The sequence below is a fragment of the Frankia sp. AgB1.9 genome, from assembly GCF_016786355.1.
GTDB lineage: Bacteria > Actinomycetota > Actinomycetes > Frankiales > Frankiaceae > Pseudofrankia.
This window is the reverse complement of sequence record NZ_JADWYX010000069.1, coordinates 3,246-29,039: the sequence shown is the minus strand read 5'-3', so window position 1 is coordinate 29,039 and position 25,794 is coordinate 3,246. Positions and strand designations below refer to the sequence as shown.

11 protein-coding genes and 4 pseudogenes are annotated in these 25,794 nt (G+C 69.9%); 3 read left to right on the top strand and 12 right to left on the bottom strand.

Annotation, left to right across the window (positions count from 1 at the left end; translation table 11 throughout):
- Positions 1–12: 12 nt before the first annotated feature.
- From I6A60_RS25145 to I6A60_RS25125, 7 genes and pseudogenes are all read right to left on the bottom strand, one after another.
- Positions 13–1,053, bottom strand: coding sequence for a hypothetical protein (locus I6A60_RS25145; RefSeq protein ID WP_203022804.1), 1,041 nt, complete (start codon positions 1,051–1,053; stop codon positions 13–15).
- Entirely contained in the window at positions 1,050–1,799 is a 750-nt protein-coding gene (locus tag I6A60_RS25140) for an SDR family NAD(P)-dependent oxidoreductase (RefSeq protein ID WP_203022803.1), read from the bottom strand. The genes I6A60_RS25145 and I6A60_RS25140 overlap by 4 nt, the downstream gene beginning before the upstream one ends.
- A 117-nt stretch (positions 1,800–1,916) precedes the next feature.
- Entirely contained in the window at positions 1,917–3,083 is a 1,167-nt protein-coding gene (locus I6A60_RS25135) for a sulfotransferase (protein ID WP_203022802.1), read from the bottom strand.
- Between the two features lie 725 nt (positions 3,084–3,808).
- Positions 3,809–3,931 (bottom strand): annotated as a pseudogene (locus I6A60_RS41995) (IS30 family transposase); the annotation flags it as partial.
- 462 nt (positions 3,932–4,393) lie between these two features.
- A pseudogene (locus tag I6A60_RS44170) lies at positions 4,394–4,736 on the bottom strand (ribonucleoside-diphosphate reductase subunit alpha); the annotation flags it as partial.
- Between the two features lie 230 nt (positions 4,737–4,966).
- Positions 4,967–5,890 carry an LLM class flavin-dependent oxidoreductase gene (locus I6A60_RS25130; protein WP_203022800.1) on the bottom strand — a complete coding sequence of 308 codons (924 nt, stop codon included), beginning with the start codon at positions 5,888–5,890 and terminating at the stop codon, positions 4,967–4,969.
- A 325-nt stretch (positions 5,891–6,215) separates the two neighbouring features.
- Positions 6,216–7,088, bottom strand: coding sequence for a helix-turn-helix transcriptional regulator (locus I6A60_RS25125; RefSeq protein WP_203022799.1), 873 nt, complete (start codon positions 7,086–7,088; stop codon positions 6,216–6,218).
- A 587-nt stretch (positions 7,089–7,675) separates the two neighbouring features.
- Here I6A60_RS25125 and I6A60_RS25120 point away from each other — a divergent pair.
- Together I6A60_RS25120 and I6A60_RS25115 are read left to right on the top strand one after the other, a co-directional pair.
- Entirely contained in the window at positions 7,676–8,722 is a 1,047-nt protein-coding gene (locus I6A60_RS25120) for a hypothetical protein (protein WP_203022798.1), read from the top strand.
- Between the two features lie 640 nt (positions 8,723–9,362).
- Positions 9,363–9,629: pseudogene (locus I6A60_RS25115) on the top strand (transposase); the annotation flags it as partial.
- Positions 9,630–9,668: 39 nt separating this feature from the next.
- Here the strand turns inward: I6A60_RS25115 and I6A60_RS25110 are convergent.
- The 3 genes from I6A60_RS25110 to I6A60_RS25100 form a co-directional block, all read right to left on the bottom strand.
- Complete coding sequence (locus I6A60_RS25110) at positions 9,669–10,421, bottom strand: thioesterase II family protein (RefSeq protein WP_203022797.1); 753 nt, start codon at positions 10,419–10,421, stop codon at positions 9,669–9,671.
- Between the two features lie 119 nt (positions 10,422–10,540).
- Positions 10,541–11,992, bottom strand: a complete 1,452-nt coding sequence (locus I6A60_RS25105; RefSeq protein ID WP_203022796.1) for an acyl-CoA carboxylase subunit beta — start codon at positions 11,990–11,992, stop codon at positions 10,541–10,543.
- A 76-nt stretch (positions 11,993–12,068) separates the two neighbouring features.
- On the bottom strand, positions 12,069–12,860 hold the full coding sequence (locus I6A60_RS25100) for an AfsR/SARP family transcriptional regulator (RefSeq protein WP_203022795.1): 792 nt from the start codon (positions 12,858–12,860) through the stop codon (positions 12,069–12,071).
- Positions 12,861–13,250: 390 nt separating this feature from the next.
- Here I6A60_RS25100 and I6A60_RS43680 point away from each other — a divergent pair, with 390 nt between their 5' ends.
- A complete protein-coding gene (locus tag I6A60_RS43680) occupies positions 13,251–16,217 on the top strand; it encodes a LuxR C-terminal-related transcriptional regulator (RefSeq protein WP_374210296.1) in 2,967 nt (988 codons plus the stop codon).
- Between the two features lie 53 nt (positions 16,218–16,270).
- On the opposite strand, the pseudogene I6A60_RS25090 reads toward I6A60_RS43680, so the two are convergent.
- Positions 16,271–19,672: pseudogene (locus tag I6A60_RS25090) on the bottom strand (type I polyketide synthase); the annotation flags it as partial.
- A gap of 4 nt (positions 19,673–19,676) precedes the next feature.
- The gene (locus I6A60_RS25085; protein WP_307873855.1) at positions 19,677–25,793 is read right to left on the bottom strand and encodes a type I polyketide synthase; all 6,117 of its coding nucleotides are present in this window, start codon (positions 25,791–25,793) and stop codon (positions 19,677–19,679) included.
- Between the last annotated feature and the right edge of the window lies 1 nt (position 25,794).

Genomic DNA, 25,794 nt, shown 5'->3' with positions numbered 1-25,794 from the left:
AGCTCGGCGGGTTCATGACCGAACGAGCTCATTGGGAGGGGTTGAGCGCTCTATCGCACCGTACGTTTCCTCGCCGTCCCAGGTGTAACGAACTCCGCCCTGAACGAGAGCCGCGAGTGCGTTGGACGACGTCGGGTCACCGAGGTTGAACACTGACGTGACGGTCTCGCCACCGATCTCGACCCTGCCGAGTTCGCTGTCCAATACGAGCGAGACGTCCTCGTTCCCAGGCTGGAGCCTGGTGAGCCACGGAGCCTGGATGACCCGGGCAGGCACGAGTGCGCCATCGCCGGTGAACACGTAACCCTCGTTGTACGAGCCCTCACCGTTCGGGCGAGGCCGGTGTGCGATGTAGCCGAAGCCGCGGCCGCTCGGGAAGACAGCGGACTGTTGGCAGTGGCCCCAAAACCCGGTCATCTCGCGGTGGCCCTGTCGGCGGACGCGGGTGCCCGTCCCCGTGAAACGGTATTCGTCTCCTTCGACTCGCACAACGCCCTCTGTACGAAAAAGCTGCTCGTAGCGAGCCGTGCCGATAAAGGTGCCTTCGATCGATGATTCAAGTACATGGGCGGCCTCGGCCGACATCTGGCCGTTGATCCACGGCGGAACCACCGTCGTGGCCTCGACGTGAAACTGAAGGGCGATAGAAGGGCCGCCGCCGCTTCTATTGAACAAGTCAATTGTGGACGTTTTCTCTGCTTCACCCTCGAAGCTCGCGGTTAGGCGTCGAAACGGTTCTGGGCAGCGGAACTCCAGGGGCCCGGCGCCGAGGACCGACGGTCTTCCGTCCGAGCCGATGGGCGAGTGCCTTTCTCCTTTACCGCGTGCGCGGAACACTCGCCCGTCGGCAAAAGCCACGTTGACCTGGTACTGATGAGAATCCCATTTCGAAGCGATCGCCTCGATGCCAAGCCGCGGCAACGTCACAAAGCCCGCATCGTCATAGACCCAGAAGCTGGCGGAATCGCGCATCTCTCGGTCATCTGGACGATCGGCAAGAAAGAGCTCCCGATCCTCTACGAGCCCACCAGTCAGGTCGACGGTGGCGCTCATCGGCGCGCCGAAGGTGTCGGCCAGGGCGCACGGACGAACAAGCCCCCATCCAGATGGATGATCTGCCCGGTGATGATGGCAGCGCGATCTGACAGCAGGAAGACGACCGCCTCGCCGATCTCCTCCGATGTCGGGGAGCGCCCGATGCAGTTGAGCGACGCAGCGGCCTCGCCGATTTTCCCCTCGAGGACGAACGGCAACGTCGCGTTGGCGCGGATTCCCTTCTTTCCGTACTTTCCGGCCACGAAACGCGTGACGGCATTCAGACCGGCCTTCGATACCTGGTAGCCGAAGCGCGTTTCGCCCGCAACAATTGAAGCAGCCGACGAGTTGAATACGAAGGAGCCTCCGCCCCGCTCGACCATAGACGGGATAGTGAGGCGGGCCACTCTCAACGCGCCATTGAGGTTCACATCCATCGACATCTCCCAGGCCTCCTCGTCTATATCGATGGAGTCCTGGCGGTTGTCGTAGTAGGCAGCGTTGTAGAAGACGGCGTCGATCGCTCCGAGGTCGGAGTTGATCATCGCCAGTGTCGCGCGCACATCCTCCTCACTGGTGAGGTCGCACTGGAGCGCGATCGCCTTCCCACCGGCGTCGACAATCGTCTTCGCGGTGGCCTCCGCTGCCGCGAGCGTGCGAGCGGTCAAGGCGACGCTCGCACCCTCGCGGGCAGCGATCAATGCCGTGGCGGATCCCATCTGCGGTCCCGCGCCGGCGATGAGTACAACCTTGTCCTGCAACATTGCAGACCCACTACCCATGGTCATCGACGCGGTCCCCCTTCATCATGCTTCTGGCCGCACCAAGGCATCGCTCCTGCGACGGTCGGACGGCTGGGATCGAAAGCGCCGAGGTCAGCCTCACTGCAGGCCCTCCGACGGCACGTCGAAGTACTCCTGGTAGCGCCGAGCGCGCTCTCGCAACTCGCCCTCGTCGAGGCCGGTCTCGGCGAACGCGTAGCGGTGCCCTCCGTGCTTACCTTGCTGGTTGTCGGCGAGAAACGCGCGCATTCGCCCTTCAATATCGGGCGTGAACTCGAACCCAAGCTTTTCATAGACCGTCCGGATGGTCACGAACGGATCGGCAATGAACTGGCCGAAGTGGACATCCACAATGCGGTCGGACGGAACCGTTCCGTCCTGCCGCGCGATAACCGACCGGTCGAGCCCCTCAAGAATGTAGTCCGCCCACTCAGCCGCGATCGCTCGAATATTGGTCGAGGAACTCGTGGTGTTCTGGAGCGTCGCGAACATCGAAGCAGACGAGGCGATCGTGCGGAGAGGGTCTCGATGGGTCTGTATCAGCAAAGCTTCCGGATATTCGTCCAGCAAGGCGCCCAGACACCAGATGTGGCCGGGCGACTTCAGCACCCACCGCTGCGCCGAGTGGCGCGCCTGCAGATGCTGGAGGAACTGCCGGTGCCACCGGTAGGCCGGTGCCATGTCCGCGTCGTTAAGCAGCCACCTGAGGTAGCCTGGTATGCGGTACTGCGTCCCGAACAGTGTGCTTCGGAAGTCCGAGGTCGTGATGCACACGCACTCCTGGGCGAGCCTGGCGCCCATCGGATGCATGCCTAGTAGGGCCGGCATCACGCGATTGATCGCGGTGAATCTCGCTTCGACCGCGTCGATGCGCGGGTCCCTGTCGTAGGTCGCAGTCTCGGGCGGCGGGCACGGGCGCTCGACCTCCCACGTCAACGGCGCACGGACGGCCGGATCCTGTGCCATCAGGTCGTGCAGGATCGTCGTACCTGTGCGGCCGTGGCCGACGATCACGACTGGCGGCACGACGTCGGCCTTCGCGACCTCGGGGTTGGCCTGGCGATAGGCGACGATGCCGAGGCGGGTGACGAGTTGCTGCTTCAACTCCCTGCCGACAAACGTGACTCCGATATCGTTCAGATCCGCCTCGCTACGCAGTGCGTCTACGAGCCGATCGAGACCCTCCTTCCAAGCGTCCTCGCCAAAGTCATCGGAACCCGCAGCCTCGCAGGCTGATTCGACTAATTGGTCCACATCGAGTGTCACGTACGCCCTCACTTCACTGAGAAACGACTGTCGGCCAACTGGACTCGCCTCTCCGGAGCTGACGTCCGATCGTCCGTCAACCGATCACTGCCCGAGGACCGTGCCACGGACAGTCGCTCCGACGGCGTGGCGCGGCCCGCAGGTCGATCTCCAAGCCAGGCAGGTGGGTCGGCATTTCGTCGAGCGTCCTGTCAGCTGCCGGGGGGGGTGGATGCGGCGCATCTAAGCGGAAGGACTGGGGTGCGGGGTACGGGTCGGCGGCGGTGATCACGTGGTCCTGGTGGTGACGGAGTTCGTGGCGTCTCGCTGAGCCCTTCCGGCGCTGGCGCCATACGGTTGTATAGCACACCTCGCGGCGCGCGCGACAGACCATGCGCGAGCGGGCGCCGCCCGCCCTTCACTTCCTCGATCCCGATCGCGGTGCTCTCCCGTCCCGTCCGAGGATTGGCAGGTGCGGGCGCGCTTCCGTGTCCGGCGCCCTCGCGACGAGCCGGCGTCACCGGAAGATTGCCTGTCGCACCTCGCGCTATACGCCCATACAGCAGCACTGTACGATCGTACAGCACGACGCTTGATTCGCGGTGCGCGAACAGGCATGGTCGCACCCAGAGGTCGACGATGCCGGATCGGCGAAGGTGGCGGATCCGGGAGATCGACCCGTCGGGCGGACCGATCACCACCGGCGCCAGGGCGGGCACCGGGCGGGCGATGGCTCAGCTGCGGGCGGCCAACGGCGCGAGGTCGTCGCGGTGGTAGCCAGACAGATCTGTCCTCTTCGGGAAGTACTGGCGCAGCAGCCCGTTCGTGTTCCCGTTCCTGGCTCGTTGCAAGGCCGAGTGGGGCCCGCAGCGGCCGATGAACCTCCGGCCTCACTCCGGACACTGCCGTCGACCTGCTCATCGCCGCAGCTCGCGGGCTGGATCCGACGATCTCGCAGCCGGCGCCCCTCAAAGTTCCCTCGAGACCCTGACTCTGATCATGATCACCGGGCTCTCCCCAGGATCACCACCGCCCCACATCACGGCCTCTGACGAAGACGACGAGCCCGGTGCGGGAGTCCCCCGACCGCAGGTGAACCAGCCGCTACTACGACAAATCGGCAGACCGATGAGCCCGACGGTCAGCTGCCGGCGTCGGCCACTCGTCAGGAGATCCTCGACGGCCGTGCGCTGTAACGGTCCGAGCCAGGTGGCCACGTCCGCCACGGTGGCCGCGGCGACAGCCTTCGGGGAGCCCTCGGGACCATGCGGCGCAGCAAGGCTTCGTAGAGTCCAAGCGCGGGCCTGACCGGCGGGAGCCGCTCCCGAATGGCCACGGCCCCGGGCGGCCAGCTGGCGGACGAAACGCCCTCGACCTCTGCGGCCCCGGTAGGCGCGGTCAACCTCGGCGGCCCACGGTCGGTCAGCTCGGGCACCTGGTCCGGGTCGCTCAGCGACCAGACCTCGCCGGCCAGGACCGGGCGCATGAACTCGTCCGGGATTCAGTGCACCAGGTTCAGGCTGTGGGTACGCCAGACGTCCTCACCGGTGTAGTCCCTCAGTCGACGAGCTCCTCGATGTCCGGGTGCCACGGCTCCAGGTAGACATAGGCCGCGACTGACACGTCCAGGGTCTGCAGCCACGGCTCGATCCCGTTGGAACGATCGTTCGTGCCGCCGCACCGCCTCACGAACACAGCCCATCTAGCCGATCTAGGAATATTTTCGTTCGGGTCGGCCCCAGGCTTCCTGCGCGCCGGAACGTGGCATGCCCGCGTTGGACGCGGGGGTCGTCCTAGGAGACCCCGAATACACCGCCGCGCGGGAGGCTGCAGCCGGCGCATGCGCCCCTGACTCGCTATTCACGGCGCTCAGACTCGCGACCTTCAAGAAGAAGGTCTCCGGCTCAGACAGGGCTCAACTTCCGCTGCCACCATCTCCCGAACCGAACCGCCGGAGCGACCTCCTCGGCGAACCGGCGCACCGTGTCGGCGTCGTCGATGAGATACAGCAGGAACGTGCTGACCCCCTGGGTCAGGGCCAGTTCGCCGAGCTGATCCGCCCACAGCCGAGGGGGTCCCTGCAGGAAACCCTCCTCGCGGTTACCGAAGGTACCCGCGACGTTGTAAAGGCGGCGGATCGCCGACGGCAGCCGGCCCGCCTCGACCGCGGCCTGGTCGATGATCTTGTTGCCTTGCGCGTACGCCGCTGGCGGAAGATACGGCGAACTGGGTAGCCAGCCGTCGGCGCCACGTCCGATCAGTCGCTGCATCCGTGGCTGATAGGCGCCGAGCCAGATCTCCATCTTGTGCAAAGGGAACGGGCCCGGCAGCACACCGTCGAGGCAATAGTGCTTCCCGGTGCGCGTTACGAGTGGACCCGGCGTCCATAGCGCTCGGATCACCGCGATGGCCTCCGTCAGCGCCTCGACCGACTCGCCGGGGGTCCGCCGCGGGCCGCCCTCCGCGGCGATCGCGTCCCACATCGCACCCGTGCCCAGCCCCAGCTCGAAGCGGCCTCCGCTCAGCCGGTCCAGCGACGCGGCCCACCGGGCCAGCATCGGCGGCGGCCGCAACGGCAGGGTGGCCACGTTGGTCGCGACTCGCAGCCGGTGTGTCCGCATGGCGATCGCAGTCAGCAACGGGACGACATCGATCCTCGGCCGGCGATCGGGATGGCCCTGGATCACGCTGTAGGGGTGGTCCGTGAGCGTGACCAGATCCAGTCCCCACTCCTCGGCCCGCACTGCAAGGTCGACGATGCGCACGGCGTCGTCCGCCACCACATCCCACATCGTGCCGAACAGCAACTCGTGCCCGTAGGCGGTCATCGGTTCTCCCAGATTGGTGGACGGGCGGCACCACTGTCGCCGAGTTCAGCGGACCCAACCAGGTCAAATTTCTGCCCCTATTTGGGTCGCGTCCGGACAACCCTTCGAACCACTTCGGCAAGCACCAGCGTCACGGCGTGAACGCGCAGGTCATCGCGACCGGGCGAGGATAGTAGGCGCCACGGCGCCGCTCCGGCGCTGCTGGTAGCCGGATGTCGTAGTTAACCCCGTCAACTTTGATTCCTGTTTTATTCCGGGTCGTGCGGAAACCCACGTGACCTTCTTATGCGGCGTCATGCGCCGGCTCCAACGCGCGCAACTGGTACTAGCTACGCCCGCTCGCGCTGTGCTCGGTCGGGGCACTGACCGTGAGCGCACGCAGCCGCTCGACGTTGTCGCCGGCGGCGGTGAAGAGGACTGCGAGTTGGCCGACGCTCTCGGCCGCCAGGATTTGAACCTGCAGGTCCATTGCGCCGAACGCTGGGTGGACCATGGTCTTGGTGCCGGATCGGCAGAGCGCTACCTTCTGTTCCTGCCACATCTGCTCGAACTCGGCGCTGCGGGCGCGCAGCAGGCCAATCAACCGGTCGGCCCCGGTATCGTTGCCGTTCGCCGACCGGGCCCGCAGATTGGCCACCTGGGCACGGCCCTCCTCCTCATGGTCCTCGGGTGGGTGCATCCGTCGACTGCTCGGGTCGGTGAACCATCGGTAGATGCTTTTGCGGGCATCGCCGGTGTACAGCGAGTGGTCACCGTAGAGAGCGACGGCGGCAGCGTTCTGCAGGAGTGTCTCGCCGGTCACGGTCATGATCTGGGCGGGGTTGGCGCCCATCGCGTCGACGATCTGCCGCAGTGGCGGGTCGATCCGGCTGAGCCGAACAGGCTGCGGTGGCGGCTCCCGGTCGGCGACCCGGTAGAGGTAATCGCGTTCGTCGTTACTGAGCCGCAACGCGCGGGCGAGCGCGTCCAGGATCTGCGGTGACGGCGGGGCGATCCGGGCCTGCTCCAAGCGCCGGTAATAGTCCCTGGACATGGCGGCCAGGTCGGCGACATCCTCGCGCCGCAGACCGGTGGTGCGCCGACGCAGTGGCAATGGAAGTCCGACGTCGGCTGGTTGGAGCGCAGATCGCCGCGAGCGCAAAAACAGCGCGAGTTCGTCGGATCCCATCGAAACATTATCCCCGCTAAACGCGATCATTAAAGGGCAGCCCGGACCATGATCCGACTCATCCCAGTCGGCTTGAGAGGCGACGGAACGCTCCGTACCACTGGTTGACCGCGAGTTCACGAGCCACCGCCCGATCGCGCTCGGGCGGGCTGGCGCCGACGTGACGGGCGGTCAGGCCCATACCCCCCCGGATGATCACTTGACTGGCGGTCAGTGGATCAACATCGGCCGGTGTCCCTATCCGTCTGAGGCCGGACAATACTGCACTCCTCGATGCACGGCGATCGTCGCTGCTGGGACGTGATCTCGAACGCCAAGTACTGCCGATGATCGAGACGAGGGTCTCGGCTTCACCACCTGGGGACCGCTGGCGGGCGGGTACCTGACCGACAAGCTGGGCACTCGCAAGGAGATCGCCGAGCTGGACAAGGCCAGCGCGCATCTCCCCGCCGACCTGAACCGGATCCAGGACCTCGCCCGCTCGGTGCGCGGTCCCGACGCGGGGCAGTTGCGGCATCAGTTGGGGGGCAGGGTTTCTGCCCTGCCGGCTCGGCGGGCGAGCGACCATACTCGGCGCCGTCGTCGAATGCCCCAAAATGATCAGGAGTATTGCCGGTATGGACCCTATTCGCACCGCGATCGAGTACGGCATTCGCGCGCCGAACCCGCACGACACGCAAGCCTGGCGGTGCCAGGTCATATCGCCGACCGAGATGCTTTTCTCCGTTGATCCGAGTCGCCTGCTGCCGGTGACCGATCCGCCGGCCCGGCAGATACATATCGGGTGCGGGTGTTTCATCGAAATTCTGTCTGCCGGTATGACTCAGCACGGATACCGCACCGAGGTGGAGTACCTGCCTCAGGGTCCGTACCCACTCGAAGAGATAGGCCGGAAACCAGTCGCCAGGATCGTTCTGCGTTCCGACAGGAACATGCAGCCGGACCCACTGGCCGATCAGATCCCAACGCGGCAGACCAACCGGCGTACGTACACCGGAGCGATGCTGACCGAGCAGGAGATCGTGCAGGTCCGCGGACAGCTGCCCGACGGCCCCGCTGAGCTGATGGCCTTCCACCAACCGGACACCGTGCAGCCTTTGCTCGACATCTTCTACCGGGCGATGGAGATCGAGGCCACCACCCCGCGAACGTCCGAAGAGACCCGGATTTGGTTCCGCTACAGCGAGGGGCAGCGACAGACCAAGCGGGACGGGCTCAGCGCGCCTCAACTCGGCATCGACGGGCTACAGCGGGTCCTGCTGGAGCGGTACCTGCGTGACGGCGACCCCAAACGCTGGTTCAGCGACCGGTCTGTCAAGGGACTTATGAAGTCCGTCCATAAGGGCGTCCACAGCGCACGCGGCGTGCTGCTGCTGAAGACCGCGACGAACGAGCAGATCGACTGGCTGAAGACCGGCCGCGCGTACGCCCGCGTTCAGCTGACTCTCACCCAGCTGGGTTTGGTGTGCCAGCCTCTCAGCCAGGTCCTGCAGGAGTTCCCGGAGATGAAAGACCTACAGAAACGCTTCAACGAGCTGGTCGGAGTCGACGAGCCGGCAAAAGTCCAGATGGCCGTGCGAGTCGGCCGCGCCGACCGATCCTACGTGGCTCCGCGCCGCGACCCGGATTCATTGCTGGAACGAGACAATGAGGAGAAATGGTGAACCAAGATCCGCTGAGCCCGAGCCGGTGACCAGTGGTACGACCAGGCAGGTACTCCCATTCGGCTTTTTCGGCGGGCGGCAACCCGGTACCAATCGCAGCATCAAGTTCGGTCCGCCTGACGTAGCCGCGCTTCCCATCCCTGAGCCCAGCCGAGATCAGGTCCGGCCAGTCGCTTCGAGGCACGGCATGCAATCCCCCTCCGTAGGTCTCTCCGGCCGCGTTCGTCGGCCAGACCGGTCCTTGACCCATCACCATGCATATCGTCAGTCTCTACACCATCCGCCGCGCGACGCCTCCCCGCCGACACTCCGCGCCTGTCCATGCCGAAAATCCCAATCGTGCCGGCCAGCACGGTCTCGGCCATCGGGACTGCGCGTGGCCATGCAGCGTCCGGCCCCTCGCCCGGTGCTGTCCGCGGGAGGTCTGAGCGAGGATGCTGCTCCGGCTGACCTTGTGGGTGCCAGAAACGGCCGTCCGGTCAAGCTGCCTGCAGATATTTGGGGTTGAGCCCTTCGAGCCGGCCCCGGTGGATCACCGGGCGGTGGACCTGCCGGGCGACCGCGACGACCTGCCCGACCCAGCGGGGTCGGCGGGCCCGCGTCCACCGGTTCGCCGATCTGGAGGTCAGCGGCGAATTCTCCGTTCCTCGACTACGACGTGGCGATACGTCGAGTGCTGTGCTCCACGAACGCGATCGAGTCGTTGAACGCCCGCTACCAGCGGGCCGTTCGCGCTCGTGGGCATTTCCCGTCCGATCAGGCCGCGTTGAAGTACCTGTATCTTGTGACCCGCAGCCTGGACCCCACCGGGACTGGCCAGGCGCGGTGGATGGTCCGCTGGAAGCCGGTCGTTGAGGCGTTCGCGATCACTTTCGGTGACCGCTGGCCGTCGGCCGAGACCTATTAGAGATCAAACCGCCGGAAACACCGATGGCGCGACAGACCGTCAGCCCTGCCACGACCCGACGGCGCTGTCGTCGAGGATCAGCTGGGCGACGGCGGCGCGATGGTTGTCAAGGAAGAAATGGCCGCCGGGGAAGACGGTCGCTGTGCACTCGCCGCGGGTGTGCCGGTCCCAGGCGCGAGCCTCCTCCACCGTGGAATGGGGGTCGGAGTCTCCGATGAGGACCGAGATCGGGCTCGTCAGGGCGACGTCCGGTCCGCAGCGGTACATCTCCACCACCCGGTAGTCGTTGCGGATCACCGGCAGAGACAGCCGCAGCATCTCGTCGTCGGCGAGGACTCGGGGATCCGTGCCGTTCAGTCGGGTGATTTGCGCGATCAGGCTTTCGTCATCGGCCGCGTGGAATCGCTCCCCGGGCTTCAGCGAGGGTGCCCGCCGGCCGGAGACGAAGATCCGGAACGGGGGCTGGCCAAGCTGGTCCTGGAGCCGTCGAGCGACCTCGAAGGCGAGTACGGCGCCCATGCTGTGCCCGAAGAGCGCCAGTGGGCGGTCGCGCCAGTCAGCAAGCTCCACGAAGATTGCGTCGGCGAGTTCCTCGATACTGCTGAGAAAGGGCTCGTGCCGACGGTCCTGGCGTCCCGGGTACTGGACGGCCAACGCCTCGATGTGCGGTGCCAGCGCCTTCGACAGCCAGAAGAACTGGGCGGCGCTCCCGCCCGCGTGCGGTAGGCAGACAAGCCGGACATGAGCACCCTCGGACACATGGAACCGTCGTATCCAGTCGTTCTGCGGCATCGTGGTCGCCTTCTTCGCGAGTAAGGAAGGACCTTGCTGAGTGGATCTCCGCGGGGCCGGTCCGGAAGGGCGATCCAGGCGTGACGGCGGATGATCGGGAGGAGGTCGGGCTCGCCGTCCTACAGCGGAATGTTTCCGTGCCTCCCGCGGGCCGGCGGAGCCTCGGCCAGCGCCTGGGCGATGCGTCGCCGGGTGGTGGCCGGCTCGATGATCTCGTCGATGACGCCCGTCTCGCGGGCGCGTTCGATCCCGCCCGTCTCACGCTCGTGCTCGGCGGCCAGCCGGGTTCGCAGCGCTGCGCGTTCCCCGTCAGGAGCCGCGGCGAGTTCGCGGCGGCGCAGGATGCCCACCGCGGCCGCAGGTCCCATGACGGCGACATGCGCCCCTGGCCATGCGAAAACCTTGGTCGCGCCTAGTGAGCGCGAGTTCATGGCGATGTAGGCGCCGCCGAAGGACTTTCGGGTGACCAGCGTGACGCGGGGGACGACTGCCTCAGCGAAGGCGTGCAGCAGTTTCGCGCCTCGGCGCACCACACCGTCCCATTCCTGCTCGACGCCGGGAAGGTAGCCCGGAACGTCGACGAGAATGACCAGCGGCACGCCCAGGGCGTCGCACATCCGAACGAACCGGGCGGACTTCTCCGCAGCGCGCGCATCGAGACAACCGCCCTTGCGAAGTGGGTTGTTGGCGATCACACCGATCGACCGGCCGGCGAGGCGGCCGAACCCGGTCACGACGTTCGGAGCCCAGCGAGCTTGTACCTCCTCGAACGAGCTCAGGTCCGATCCGGCCCCAGCGATCTCGGAAGATCCCCCAGGCTCGGCGTCGACCAGGGCACGGACCAGGGGGCGCACGTCATAGGCGCGTCGCGGCGACTCGGGAAGGAACCGGGCCAGGTCGTTCTCCTCGATGACGGACGTCGAGTCGATGCTGCCCGGCCGGGTGAATATCCCCAGCACGCGGCGCGCCCGCGCATACGCGTCCTGCTCGGAGCTCGCGACGATGTGCGCGACGCCTGATCTGCGCCCGTGCGCCTCCGGGCCGCCCAGTCCCTCCATGTCGACCGACTCACCGGTGACCTCCCGCACGACATCGGGGCCGGTGACGAACACCCGGCCGGCCGGAGCCATGATGATCAGGTCGGTCAGGGCTGGACCGTAGGCGGCTCCGCCGGCAGCCGCTCCCAGAACCACAGAGATCTGCGGAATCGCACCGGAGGCCTTGGTCATCGCGCTGAAGACGGCACCGACCGCGTGTAGCGCGGCGGCGCCCTCCGCCAACCTGGCCCCTCCGGAATGCCAGAGCCCGACGACCGGCTGGAGCTCGCGGTGAGCGAGGGCGATCGCCGCGACGATGTCCGCGCAGCCGTCGATGCCCATCGCGCCGCCCATCACCGCCGGATCGCTGCAGTAGGCGATCACGCTTTCACCGTCGACGAGGCCACGTCCGGTCACCACCCCGCGACGGCCGCCGCCGCCCAGCGGCAGAAACGAGTCCCGGTCGAACAGTTGTGACAGCCGCGCCAGCGGGTCGTGCGTGGGGATCGTCCTCTTGTCCGTCAACAGGGTCATGGGAGCACGCTGCCGACGCGGCCCAAAGGGCCGCTGAACCTGGCCAGAAGGCGTGCGCCTCGAGGAGCACGGACACTCACGAGATCAGTTCCCCCTGGTCGGTCGGCTGCTCGGCGGACCGCTGCTCGCCCAGCAGGATGGTGCGGTGCAGATCCCGCAGCGTCCGGCACGGCTGCACGCCCAGCTCGGTGTCCAGGGCTCGCTGCGCCTTTTGGAACACGCCAAGCGCGTCTGCCTGCCGGTCCGAGCGATAGAGCGCGAGCATGAGCTGCCGGTAGAAGGACTCCCGCAGGGGGTGCTGGGATACCAGCTGGTAGAGCGGGCCGACGACCTGCCGGTGCCGCCCGGCCGCCAGCAGCGCCTCCATGTGCAGCTCGAGGCATTCCTGCTGTGCCTCCTGTGCCCAGGCGGTAAAGCCGCGGACGATCGGCCCGTCGCCCTGGACGTCACCGAAGACGGGTCCGCGCCACAGCGCCAGCGCCGCTCTGAACTCCTGTTCCGCGCCGTGCGCGTCGGCCCCTTCGAGGAGATGGCGGCCGCGGTCGACGAGCCGCTGGAAGTCCTGGACATCGATCTCGTCGGTGCCCTGTACGAGCAGGTAACCGGGAGGCCGCGTCATGATCCCGGTGCCGGCTTTCTCGGAGTTGACCAGGAGTTTTCTCAGCTGCGAAACGTACACGTGCAGAGCTGCGTTCGCACGCCGCGGCGGATCTTCGGCCCAGAGTTCCGTGATGAGCTGTCCGACGCTTACCACCTCGTTCGCCCGCGTGATGAAAACGGCTAGCAAGAGTTCAATCTTGCGTGCGTTCGCGAGGAATTCCCGGCCCTGTCTGACCACCCTGACCGGTCCCAGCACCTGGTAACGCATCCGGCCTCCAGAAACTCGTAGCGAGGATGGAGGTCGGCAGGATGTGCACGCCGCCGACCGCACTTGACACTGCCAGGCGCCGGAAGCGGTGCGTATTAGAGAAACTACCTACCCGCACAGCATGCAACGAGTGGAGTCGCTCCGACCACCGATCGTGACCGAGGGCGGCGTTTTGTCCTGTTTTGACATCTGTTGGGTGACCATCCTCACACTCTCGTCCTTGCGTCTTGGCAAGCGTCGTCGAATGTTATGAAGGTCCTGTCAGCCATCTGACTCGGTGTTCTCGCCAGCGTCGCGCCGAGCGCGGGACAGATACGGTACATGTCATCGCCGAGAGGAACGCTGCAATCGCCGCGCGCATGACACGGACCGTGACGTGCCACCCTTCTGGTGGGTGCTTCGCCGACGGACCTTCGCAGGTCACGTCTGTGGTATCGCTCGCCCGCCGTGAGCGGAGGTGTTATTCGGGTGGAGGAAAAAAGCTGGACGGACCTGCGGTCCGTCGTAATCCGCGCCGATGAGATGCGTCTGCTATTGTCGGCCCTGGACCTGGCTAGGTCCGGTTGCGCGGTCATTGTCGAGGTGTCCGGGGATCCGGGCGCCGGCAAGACACATCTGCTGAGGGCATTCGGAGAGGAACTGGCCCGGTCCGGCATCAGATCGGCCACTGCCAGCGGAGCCGCGGCGGGCGAGTGGTCACCCGAACGCCCGTTCGCCGATGGGGGGGAAGCCGGCACGCCCACCGGGACGCCACGGCGGCCCGAGACGGCCGGGATCCTGGACGTCATCGCCCTTCTACCGACCACGCGGCCGATCATCGAGCGTGCGGCGACCGAACTGGTGTTCGTCTTCGACGACCTCCACCTCGCCGACACACGGACGATCGAGGCGCTCGAGGCGGTCCTGCGCAGCCCGCCGCGCGGCGTGCTGGTGGTGGTGGCACACCGGCCGCGCCAGTCCTCAGCCCGGCTGCTCGCGGTGCTGGCAGGCGCCCACGACCTGCCGAACATCACCCGGCGCATCGATCTCGATGGTCTCGACTTGGACCAGTGCGCCCTACTGCTGGGATGGCCTCGGCAGGCACCGGCCCTCGCCGACCTGCACCGGGAGAGCGAGGGTAACCCGCTATACCTGCAGCTACTGGCCACCCGCTGGGCCGAGGTCGGCGTGGGGCAGGCGGCCGTGGGCGGCGGCGCCCACGCACTGCTGCGCGAGATGGCCCTCCTGAGCCGCGATGAGTCGCTGGTCGCCGACACGGCGGCGGTGCTGGGAAAGCTACGCCTCGAACTGGCCGCCGAGCTGGCAGGTCTCACCGCGCGTGAGGTCCTTGACGCTGCGAGCAGCCTGGTGCAGCGCGACCTGCTGCGCGTGGACCACGGCGGGCCGCCGGTCTTCCGGTTCCGGCACCCCGTCGTGCGCGAGGTGCGCTACGAGAACATGGACCACTGCCTGCGCAGCCTGATGCATCGGCGCGCGCTGGGTCAGCTGCTGCACCGGGGTGACATCTCCGCTGAGGTGGACTGGCACCTGGAGCGCGCGCTCGTCGTGTCGAGCGTCGAGACCGTCGAGATCCTGCTCAGGCACGCCGGCCAGTTTCTGTGCCTCGAACCGGAGGCAATGGCGCGCTGGACACGGATGACGATCGAGGCCGTCGCGGCCGCCAGCCCGAATGGCTACCTCGGGCCCTCCTGGACCAGGCTGGTGATCCTGCTGGTCAAGGCGCTTACTGCGGCGGGGCGACATCCGGAAAGCCAACGGGTGCTGGACTCGCTGATGTTCAGGCTGGCGGACGAGGCCACGCCGAGCGTCGACTACGCTCGGTCGTTCCGGGTACTACGGGATTGTTTTCTGGGGAACTTCGCCGGTGGGCGAGGCGCCGCGTCGGCCGGTGTTGTCGCCGCTGGGCCGGCCACACGTCCCGTCAGCCTGAAGATCGCCGAAGCGCTCGGCACCGTCATGGAGACGCAGGAGCTGTTCCCGGAAGTCTCGGCCGACCTGGTGAGCCTCGCCCGGCGTCACGGGACGCGGGCCGAGGAGTGCGGCGCCCTCGCGGTGCGAGCGCTCGGAGAGGCGCTGGCCGGTCGCGTCGCGGAGGCACTGCACGCCGCCCAGCCCTGCGCCGAGATCGCCGACATGCTCCCCAACGACACGATGCACCTGGCGGAGTACCTCGCCGTCCTGGGCTGGGCCGAGATCCTGCTGGGAGGGTCGCGCTCGTCGGAGCGCCACCTCGACCGCGGAATCGCGATCGCCCGTCGAACCGGCGACTTCCACGCGCTGCCCGTGCTGCTCAGCGGCCGGGGCTACCTGCACATCATGGTCGGAGACCTTCGGAACGCCGGACGGGCCTGCGCCGAGGCCACCTGGTGGGCGCGGCGGATGGACGCGGACGCCGCGCTCGGACTGACTCTCATGATCGAGTCATTCTGCCTGCTTCTCGACACCCTGCCCGGGGACCGGACGGCGATCGACCGAGCAGAGGAGGCGGTGACGGCGTCCTCGTCGGCCCCAGCGCTGTGGGGCCTGAACCCGACCGTCGTGCTGGCACTGGCGGCTCTCGCGGAGGGAGACTCGGGCCGGTGCGTGTCGCTCATCCTGGAGGCGGGCGGAGGCCCCGAGCTGCGGGCGCTGCCCGTGCTGTTGCGGCCGGCCTGCTTCGGGCTGCTCACGGCCGCGACGATCGCCGCGGGCGACCACGACGTGAGGTGGGCGCACCGCGCCGGGGCGGCCGCCAGACCGCTCGGGCTGGCCTATCAATACGCGCTCGCAGTACTCGCCGAGGCGCACGTGCTGCAGTCGAGGGGAGACAGCGGTCGGGCACTCACCCTGTACTGGCGCGCCGCGACGATGTTCGTCGACGGCGGCATGCTGGTCGCCCGTGCCCTCGCCCTCTACCTGGGGTCGTTCGCCGCCGTCGACGCGGGCCGAAGCGACGAGGCGGTGGACATGCTTCGCCGCGGCCAGGCGAGTGCGCTTCGGTGCGGCGCCCGCCGGCTGTACGCCGAGATCGCCGAGGAACTCGACAGTCTCGACGCCCCGCGCCCACCGGGGGACCCTCTCGAAGAGGGCACCTTCGCCGCCCTGACGAACCGCGAACGAGAGGTAGCCAGGGTGGCGGGCGAGGGTGGGACGAGCCGCGAGATCGCCGGGCGACTAGGCCTGAGCCCGCGAACCGTCGACGTCCATCTGACCCGGATCTACCGCAAGCTCAACGTGCGGTCGAAGAGCGAGCTCGTTCGTCTGATGGCCACGGTGAACTCGTCCTCCCCGGCCACGCCCAAGTCCGGGTCGCCGGGGCCGGCGGGTGCTGACACGTCGGTCACGTCGGTTGAGAGCAGCGCCGGATCCTGCGGCTAGGCGTCGGCGTCCGCGAGGAGTAGCGCCACCATCTCCGACCGCAGATGACGCGCCAGCGCCGCCGGCGCCGGATAGTCCATGATCATCGCCGGTTCGAGAGCCAGGCCGGTGTCCCGCCGCAGGGCGTCACGAAACTCCAGCGCGGAGAACGACGACATCCCGCTTTCCAGCAGGCTCCTGTCCTCCTCGACGTCGACGGCCGAGGCGTGGCCCAGCACTGCCGCGGCGTGGCCGCGCACGAGACCGAGCAGGAGGTCCTCCTGGGCCGACGCGTCGAGTCCACGCAGGCGCTCCCGCAGCGCCGCCGGGGCACCGTCCTCGTCCTCGTCTTCGTCCTCGTCCTGGTCCTCCTCCGGGTCGGTCGCGTGCTGCCCGATCCCGGGTGGGTCGTCGAGCAGGGCGCGCCGCCAGCTGGCGAGCGCGGGAAGCAGCGCGCGGATCCCGTCGAGTCGGACGGAGGGACCCTCGGGACCGCTGGGCAGTCCGCCGCCGACCGGCTCGGGCACGGGCTCGCCACCGCTGAGCAGGTCACCCAGACCGTCGGCGTCGTCCGCGTCGACGAGCGCCCAGAAAGCGTCCTCGGCGGCCCGCACGGGCGTCGAGACCCGCCTCTCGGCCGGCGAGTCGAGCCAGTAGCGCCGCCGGGCGAAGGCGTAGCTGGGCAGCTCGACGCGCCCGGGCGGCGCGCCGTCGAACATCACGGCCGACCAGTCCACCTCGGCGCCGCGGGCAGAGGCGGACCCCAGAACGGTGGTGAACGTGCCCACCTCCGGTTGTCCGGCGCGCATCATCGGGAGGAGTGCCACGTTCCCGGACGGCGCGCAACCGGCGACCAGCCCGCTCAGAACAGCGTCAGGGCCGAGCTCGACGAAGGTGTCGACGCCGCTGCCCAGCAGCCAGCGCACGCCGTCCAGGAAGCGGACGGTCTGCCTCGCGTGGCGCACCCAGTGGTCGGCGGACAGCAGCTCGCCGGCCGGCACCGGAGCGCCGGTCAGGTTCGACACGATGGGGATCGTCGGCGGGGAGTAGGTCAGACCGGCCGCGAGGCGGCCGAACTCCGCCAGGACCGAGTCCAGGTGATGGGAATGGAAGGCATGGCTCACCTTCAGCCGCCTGGTTCTCGTCCCCGCGCGTCGCCACTGCGCGGCGAGTGCCGCGACCGCGTCCGCGTCGCCCGACACGACCGTCGCGGCCGGCCCGTTGACCGCGGCGACGGCGACCCGTCGCTCGTAGCCGACCATGGACTCGCGCACGGCCTCCTCCGCCGCGGCGATGGCGACCATCGTGCCAGTGTCCTCGATCGACTGCATCAGCCGGCCGCGACCGGCGACGAGCGCACTCGCGTCCCGGGCTGACAGCACCCCGGCGACGTGCGCCGCGGCCAGCTCGCCGATCGAGTGCCCGATCAGGAAGTCCGGCCGCAGGCCTGCCCACCACGCCGTGCGGAATAGCGCCACCTCGACCGCGAACAGCGCCGCCTGGGTGTAAAGCGTCTGGTCGACCAGAGCCGCGGTCGCCGACCGCGGCGAGGCGAACATCACCGACAGCAGCGGCTGCTCCAGATGCTCGTCGAGGTGAGCGGCCAGCTCGTCGAGCGTCTCGTCGAACACCGGGAACGCCGTCCGCAGCTCGCCACCCATGCCGAGCCGCTGGCTGCCCTGGCCGGTGAAGAGGAAGGCGGTACGCCGGTGCCGCGCGACCCCGGTGACGAGTCCCTGCGCGGACGTGCCGGCCGACAGTGCGCGCAGCCCTCGCAGCAGCTCGTCGCGGTCGGTGCCGACGAGGACCGCGCGGTGCTCGAAGCGGGTTCGCGCGGCCAGGGTGGCCGCGACCTCGGCGGGGCGCAGCGACGCGCGGTCGGCCAGCGCGTCATGTAGCCGGCCGGCATTCGCCCGCAGCGCGGACGGGTCACGGCCGGACAGCACGAGGGCGAGCGGGCGTGGTGACGGCGCGTCCGGCTGCCGTCCCAGGCCGGGCGAAGCCCCAGCGGGCGAGGCGTCGGCGGCCGCGGTGTTCGGCGGTGCCTCCTCCAGGATCAGATGCGCGTTCGTCCCACTGATGCCGAAGGAGGACACCCCCGCGCGCCGCGGCTCCAGCCCGGCAGCCCACGGCCTGCTCCGCGTCAGCAGCTCCACCCGCCCGCTGCCCCAGTCCACATGAGGAGAAGGCGCTCCGATGTGCAGCGAGGCCGGCAGCAGGCCGTGCCGCAGCGCCATCACCATCTTGATGACGCCGGCGACCGCGGCGGCGGCCTGGGTGTGGCCGATGTTGGACTTGACCGAGCCGAGCCACAGCGGCTGCTCGCGCTCCTGGCCGTAGGCGGCGAGCAGCGCCCCCGCTTCGATCGGGTCGCCCAGCGCGGTGCCGGTGCCATGCGCCTCGACGGCGTCGACCTGGCGGGGCAGGAGCCTCGCGTCCGCGAGCGCGGCCCGGATGACGCGCTCCTGCGCGGGGCCGTTCGGGGCGGTCAGCCCATTGCTCGCGCCGTCCTGGTTCACGGCCGACCCTCGGACGACCGCGAGTACCGGATGCCCCGCCCGCCGCGCGTCGGACAGCCGTTCCAGCAGTAGCAGCCCAGCGCCCTCACCGAACCCGGTTCCGTCGGCGTCCGCCGAGAAGGCCTTGCACCGCCCGTCCGGAGCGAGAGCGCGCTGGCGGCTGAAGTCCGTGAACACCGCCGGCGTCGACATCACCGTCACCCCGCCCGCGAGCGCCATGGTGCACTCACCGGAGCGCAGTGCCCGCACCGCGAGATGCACGGCCACCAGCGACGACGAGCACGCGGTGTCGAGAGTGACGGCGGGGCCTTCCAGCCCCAGCGTGTAGGAGATCCGACCGGACGCGACGCTGGCCGCCGTGCCACTGCCCAGATAGGGCTCGTACTCGGGCGGGACACTCGGCAGTCGGGTGGCATAGTCGCTGTACATGACGCCGGCGAAGACACCGGTCCGGCTTCCGCGCAGCGTCGCCGGGTCGATCCCGGCCCGCTCGATCGCCTCCCACGCCACCTCGAGCAGCAGCCGGTGCTGCGGGTCGGTCGCCTTCGCCTCCCGCGGGCTGAGCCCGAAGAAGCCCGGGTCGAAGGCCGCGACCTCCCGCAAGAAGGCCCCTTGCCGGGTGTAGGTGGTGCCAGGGCTGTCGGGGTTCGGGTCGTAGAGCGCGTCGAGGTCCCAGCCGCGGTCCGCTGGGAAGTCGGCCACGACGTCGAGCCCGCCCGCCGCCACCTCCCACAGCCCGTCAGGGTCCTCGACGCCGCCGGGATAGCGGCATGCCATGCCGACGATCGCCACCGGTTCGGGCTCGGCGGCGGTCGCCATCCGCAGCCGCTCGCGGGTCTCGTGCAGGTCGGCCGTCACCCAGCGCAGGTAGTCGACGAGTTTCTCCTCGTTCGCCGAGGTCGGCTCGGTCGCCTCAGGTGCCGGGGCTGTCATCCGCGTAGTCTCGTTCGTCGTCATCGGTTCAGCCCTCTCCTCGGGCCGGCGTGGCCCGGTCCGATCTGCCCAGCTCGCGGTCGATGAAGTCGAAGATCTCGCTGGCGGATGCGGTACCGATGCGTTCCGTGACGGGTGACGCGAGACCGGCGGGCTGGCCTCCGGTCTGGGCGGCGGCCCACGCGGCGAGCATCCGCCGCATCCGCCCGTCGACCTCGCCCCAGTGGGCCGGATCCGGCGCGGTCGCGGCTGTGAGACTGGCCTCCAGGCGGTCAAGCAGGGTGCCGATGTCCGCCCCATCCCCCGCCGGATCGTCTGCCCGCGCCGGGATGAGCGCCGACATGAGGTACTGGGCGACCGCGCGTGGCGTCGGATGGTCGAACGCGAGCGTTGCCGGCAGGCGCAGGCCGGTCGCGGCGCCCAGCCGGTTGCGTAGCTCGACGACCGTCAGCGACTCGAAGCCGAGGTCCTTGAAGGCCCGGTCCGGCTCGACGGTCTCGGCGTCCGTGGCGGCCGGTCCACCCCCCGGCGTCACCGGCTCCCCGCCGCGGCCCAGAACGGTGCCGATCGTGCCCAGTACCAGGTCGAGGACGGCCTGCGCGCGCTCCGCCGGGTCGAGTCCGCCCAACCGGGCGGCGAGATTCACCTCGGCGTCCTGGGCGTGGCGGGCCAGCGGGGCCGGCGCGAGCCGGCGCAGCACCGGGGCCAGCAGGCCGTCCCTGGCGGCCGCCCGCAGGGCGGCCGCGTGCAGCAGCGCCGGGGCGACGACCGGCCGGTCCACCTCCAGAGCCCGATCGAAGGCGGCGAGCCCCTGTTCGGCCGTCATGGGTGTCAGCCCAAAGCGGGTCAGCCGGGCGAGGTCCTCGGCGCCGAGCTCTCGGGTCATGCCCGACGCGGGCGCCCACAGGCCCCAGGCGAGGGACCTCGCCGGCAGGCCGGCTGCCCACCGCCGCTGCGCCAGCGCGTCCAGGTAGGCGTTGGCCGCGGCGTAGTTCGCCTGGCCCGCGCCGCCGATCGTCGCCACCAGCGAGGAGAACACGACGAACTCGGCGAGGTCGGCGTCAGCTGTCATCTCGTGCAGATGCGCCACGGCGTCGACCTTGGGCCGGAACACGGCGTCGAGGTCGTCGTCGGTCAGCGCCGTGACGGTACGGTCGCGCAGGAGTCCCGCGGCGTGAAACACCGCTGTCAGCGGGTGCTCGACCGGCACCGCGTCGAGCACCCGGGCCAGCGCTGCCCGGTCGGCGACGTCGCAGGCGAGCACGGTCGCGCGCGCGCCCAGATCGGTCAGCCGCTGCCCTAGCCTGTCGGCGCCCGGCGCCGCCGGTCCGCGCCGGCTAAGCAGGAGCAGGTGGCGGGCGCCGTGCACGCGAACGAGATGCTCGGCGAGGAGGCCCGCGAGCGTCCCGCTGGCGCCTGTGATCAGCACGGTGCCGTCCGCGTCGAGCGGCCGCGGCCGGTGAACGACGTCGGAGCCCCCGCCGAGGCGCCTGGGCCCGTCCGTAGGTGACCCGCCTTCGCCGTCCCGCGGACGGGCAAGGTACGGGACGAGCGAGACGCCGGCCCGGACGGCGAGCTGAGGCTCACCGCTTGCGAGCGCTCCGGCCAGGTCCGCGGCCGGGTTCCCCGCGCCGTCGAGGTCGACCAGCACGATCCGACCCGGGTGCTCGGCCTGGGCTGACCGGACCAGGCCCCAGACCGCTGCCGCGGCGACATCCACCAACGGTTCGTCGGCTGTGGACACCGCGCCGCGGGTCACGACGGCGAGAATGTCCTCATCGAACCGGTCGTCGGCCAGCCACGCCCGCAGCGCGGCCAGCATCGACCTGGTCAGCTCCCGCACGGCCGCCGCGTCGGCTGTCGTGGCCAGGTCGGGCGCCCACGCGGCCGCCGGCGTCAGCGCCGCCACGACCACGGTCCTCGGTGTGGCCGGCGGATGTCCGGACCCGTCCGCCGCGAGACCGGCGATCTCGTCCAGCGTCGCGGCCCGTGGGCCGGGCAGGCCGAGCGGGTCCGGACCGAGCACCGTCCACCCGGGCTGGGCCGCCGCGGGGCGAGACGACGGGACGGCGGGCTCCCAGACCAGCTCAAAGAGGGACTCCTGCCGGGTCGCCGCCCGTAGCCGGGCCGCCGGCATCTCGCGGACCACGACGGCGTCGGCGACGGCGACGACCCGGCCGTCGGGTGTCGTCGCCCGCAACGACATAGCCTCGCCGCCGTCGACCGGCGCGAGCCGCACCCGCAGAGTCGACACGTCCGCCGTCTCGATCCGTACGCCGCGCCAGGCGAACGGAACGCGCACGACGCCGTCGCCCAGGCCGTGGTCGGTTCCGCCCGCGGACGCGGCCATCGGATGCAGGCAGGCGTCCAGCAGTGCCGGATGCAGCAGGAACCCTCCCGTCGCGGTCTCCGGCGGAAGAGCCACCTCCGCGTACAGCTCGGAGCCTGACCGCCAGGCCGCCCGCAGCCCCTGGAACGTCGGGCCGTACTCGTATCCGCGGGTATGCAGGTCGTCGTACAGGTCATCGACGGCGATGCTGGCCGCCCCGGGCGGCGGCCAGGTCGCCGGCCCTGCCGCGGCGGCGCTACCGGTGCCGGGCCCGGCGGCCGCGGTCACCTGGTCCTCAGCCATGCGGTCCAGAGGGCCGTCGCCGCTGGTCACGACGGCGGAGGCGTGCAGAGTCCAGATCTCGTCGCCGTCCGTCCGGGAGTGCACCTCCACGGACCGGCCACCGCTGGCGACGCCGTACGCACCGTTCTCCGCTCCGGGCTCCTCGTATGCCCCGGTCCCCGTGACCGTCACCTGAAGACGCACGGAACGGTCCGGCGCGAGCAGGAGTGGCTCCGCCAGGGTCAGCTCCTCGATCCGGTCGAGGCCGGCCGACCGCGCCGCGGCGAGGACCAGCTCGACGAACGCCGTCCCCGGCAGCAGGGCGGTGCCCGCCAGCCCGTGCTCGGCCAGCCATGGCGTGTTCTGCGTGGACAGCCGACCGGTGTGCACCACGCCCCTGCCACCGGCGAGCTCAACCGTCGCGGTCAGCAGCGGATGCCCGCCCGCGACGAGACCGAGACCGGCCACGTCCGCGCTCCCGCGAGCCATCTCCAACCAGAACCGGCGGCGCTGGAACGGGTAGGTGGGCAGACTCAGCGGGAGACCACGCGGCTCGCTGGACGGTTCGGGCCGGGCGGCCGGACCCGGTCGCGGCGCGCTCACCGGATCGCCGGCCATCCGGTGATCAGGCGACGCGTCCACGCTCGAGCCCTGGCTGGACACCGGGTCGTGCGCCCCGAGCATGGCGGGGACGTCGAGGAAGGCGCCCAGGGTGTGGGCGGTGGCCGCCGAGAGCAGGAAGTCCCGCGGGCCCCCCTCGTCACGGCGCAGCGAGCCGACGACACCGGCCCGGCGGCCCGGCGGCAGCGTGTCGAGAGTCTCCTCGATGCCGAGGGTCAGCACCGGGTGCGGCGAGCACTCCAGGAACAGCTCGTGGCCCTGTTCGGCGAGTGCCCGGATCACCGGTTCGAGCCGGACCGTCGAGCGCAGGTTGCGGAACCAGTACTCGGCGTCCAGCGTCGCCGTGTCGACGGGCCTTCCCTCCACCGTGGAGTGGAACGGGACCTCGCCGGAACGCGGCGTCAGACCACCCAGCAGGTCGAGCATCTCGTCGTGCAGCCCGTCCATGTGGGCCGAATGGGACGCATAGTCCACCTCGACGCGTCGCGCCCGAACACCGTCGGCGACGCAGGACGCCAGGAACTCGTCCAACGCGTCGGCGTCGCCGGAGACCACGGTCGAGCGCGGACCGTTGTGCGCCGCGATGCCGAGCCGCTCGCCCCAGGCAGCCAGTCGCTCGCGCACCTCCACGGCTACGAGGCCCACCGCGCCCATCCCCCCGGGCCGGCCGGCCCCACCAGCCTGGCCAGGCCGACCCTCGTCGCCGGCTGCGGCGGCCCGCTGGTCCACGATCGCGCGGCCGATCAGCCTGCTGCGGACCGCGACCACGCGGGCCGCTTCGGACAGCGACATCGCCCCGGCCACGTACGCCGCCGCGATCTCCCCCTGCGAGTGGCCCACCACGGCCGACGGGCGGATCCCGACCGAGCGCCACAGCTCCGCCAGCGAAACCATCACCGCGAACAGGGTGGGCTGAACGACGTCGACCCGGTCGAGCGGAGGCGCGCCCGGTGACCCGCGCAGCACGTCGATCACCGACCAGCCAACGTGGTCAGACAGCTCCCGCGCGCAGTCCCGCAACCGCTCGGCGAAGACCGGCTCGTCCGCCAGCAGGTCGACGGCCATCCCGCGCCACTGCGAGCCCTGACCGGGAAAAACGAACACGGTCCTGGCCCGCTCGTCGGCCGCGCCGAGCACGAGGTTCGGTGCCTGTCGCCCGCTCGCGGCCGCGGCGAGGCCACGTGCCAGCTCGGCGTGGTCCGCGGCGAGCACCACCGCGTGCCGCTCGAACCTGGAGCGCTGGGTCGCGAGCGCCGCGGCCGTGGCGACCAGCGGCGGCGGGTCGTCCGAGTCGACCAGGTCGAGAAGCCGCGCGGCCTGGTCGCGCAGGGCGCCCGAGGTACGCGCGGACAGGACGACGGGTACCGGCCTCGTCCCGGTGCGCAGGGGGCCGGGCGCCGCACCGGGGCGAGGCGAGGACAAATCGGTGCCCTCGGCCGGCAGGGGCCGGGGCGTGGACACCGGCTCGTCGGCGGGGCCCTGTTCGAGGATGACGTGGGCGTTGGTCCCACTGATGCCGAACGACGACACCGCCGAACGGCGCGGACGGCCCGCGGACGGCCAGGGCTGCTGGTCAGCCAGCAACCGGACGGTGTCCCGCGACCAGTCGACGGCCGAGGTCGGCTCGGTCACGTGCAGGGTGCGCGGCAACACCTCGTGCCGCATCGCCTCGACCATCTTGATCACACCGGCGACGCCCGCCGCCGCGAGAGTGTGCCCGATGTTCGATTTGATCGACCCCAGCCACAGCGGCTCCGCCCGTGCACCCCGCTCGCCATAGGTGGCGATCAGCGCCTGGGCCTCAATGGGATCGCCGAGCGGAGTACCCGTGCCGTGTGCCTCCACCGCGTCGACCTCGTCCGGAGCGAGCCGCGCGGCGGCGAGCGCGGCGCGGATGACCCGTTGCTGCGACGGTCCGTGCGGCGCGGTCAGACCGTTGCTGGCACCGTCCTGGTTCACGGCGGAGCCGCGGACGACGGCGAGCACCCGATGCTGGTTGCGCCGCGCGTCGGCGAGCCGTTCCAGCAGTAGCATCCCGGCGCCCTCGCCCCAGCCGGTGCCGTCGGCGTCGGCGGCGAACGCCTTGCATCGCCCGGCCGGCGACAGCGCCCGCTGCCGGCTGAATTCCACGAAGTTGCGGGGCCCCGACATGATCGTCACTCCGCCGGCGAGCGCGAGGTCACACTCGCCGCCGCGCAGCGCCTGACCGGCCAGGTGCAGGGCGACCAGAGACGACGAACACGCCGTGTCCACCGTCACCGCGGGACCCTCCAGGCCCAGGGTGTAAGAGACCCGGCCGGAGGCGACGCTCGTCGTGTTGCCTGTTGACAGGTATCCCTCGAAATCCGTCGGCACACGGCCCCCCGCGCCGGCGTAGTCACCCGCGATCACACCTGCGAACACCCCGGTGCTGGTGCCGTGCAGCGAGCGCGGATCGAGGCCCGCGCGTTCGATCGCCTCCCACGACGTCTCCAGCATCAGCCGCTGCTGCGGATCGAGCGCGGTGGCCTCCCGCCGATTGATGTTGAAGAACTCCGGGTCGAACAGGTCCGCGTCGTAGACGAACCCGCCCTCCCGCACGTAGGAGGTCCCCGGCCTGTCCGGATCGGGATCGTGGAGAGCGTCGAGATCCCAGCCGCGATTGGTCGGGAACGGCCCAACCGCATCGACGCCACCCTCGACCAGTCGCCACAGCTCCTCCGGAGAGCTGACCCCGCCCGGGAAACGGCACGCCATACCGATGACGGCGATCGCGTCGGACTCCTCGTCGACCTCGTTGGCGACGGCCCCGGGCTCCCCGGTGCGCGGTCCGGCGGCGTCGGGCGCCCGGGCGCCGCCGGCCCCCCCCGGGGCCCGGCCCCCGGCCCCCCCCCCCCCCCCCCCGGCCGCCCCCCCCCCCCCCCCCCCGCCCACC

What these genes read in the sequence shown, in the direction of transcription:
- I6A60_RS25145 (WP_203022804.1), bottom strand. Translation starts at nt 1,053, where the DNA reads ATGAGCGCCACCGTCGACCTGACTGGTGGGCTCGTAGAGGATCGGGAG.
- I6A60_RS25140 (WP_203022803.1), bottom strand. Translation starts at nt 1,799, where the DNA reads ATGTTGCAGGACAAGGTTGTACTCATCGCCGGCGCGGGACCGCAGATG.
- I6A60_RS25130 (WP_203022800.1), bottom strand. Translation starts at nt 5,890, where the DNA reads ATGACCGCCTACGGGCACGAGTTGCTGTTCGGCACGATGTGGGATGTG.
- I6A60_RS25125 (WP_203022799.1), bottom strand. Translation starts at nt 7,088, where the DNA reads ATGATCGCGTTTAGCGGGGATAATGTTTCGATGGGATCCGACGAACTC.
- I6A60_RS25120 (WP_203022798.1), top strand. Translation starts at nt 7,676, where the DNA reads ATGGACCCTATTCGCACCGCGATCGAGTACGGCATTCGCGCGCCGAAC.
- I6A60_RS25110 (WP_203022797.1), bottom strand. Translation starts at nt 10,421, where the DNA reads ATGCCGCAGAACGACTGGATACGACGGTTCCATGTGTCCGAGGGTGCT.
- I6A60_RS25105 (WP_203022796.1), bottom strand. Translation starts at nt 11,992, where the DNA reads ATGACCCTGTTGACGGACAAGAGGACGATCCCCACGCACGACCCGCTG.
- I6A60_RS25100 (WP_203022795.1), bottom strand. Translation starts at nt 12,860, where the DNA reads ATGCGTTACCAGGTGCTGGGACCGGTCAGGGTGGTCAGACAGGGCCGG.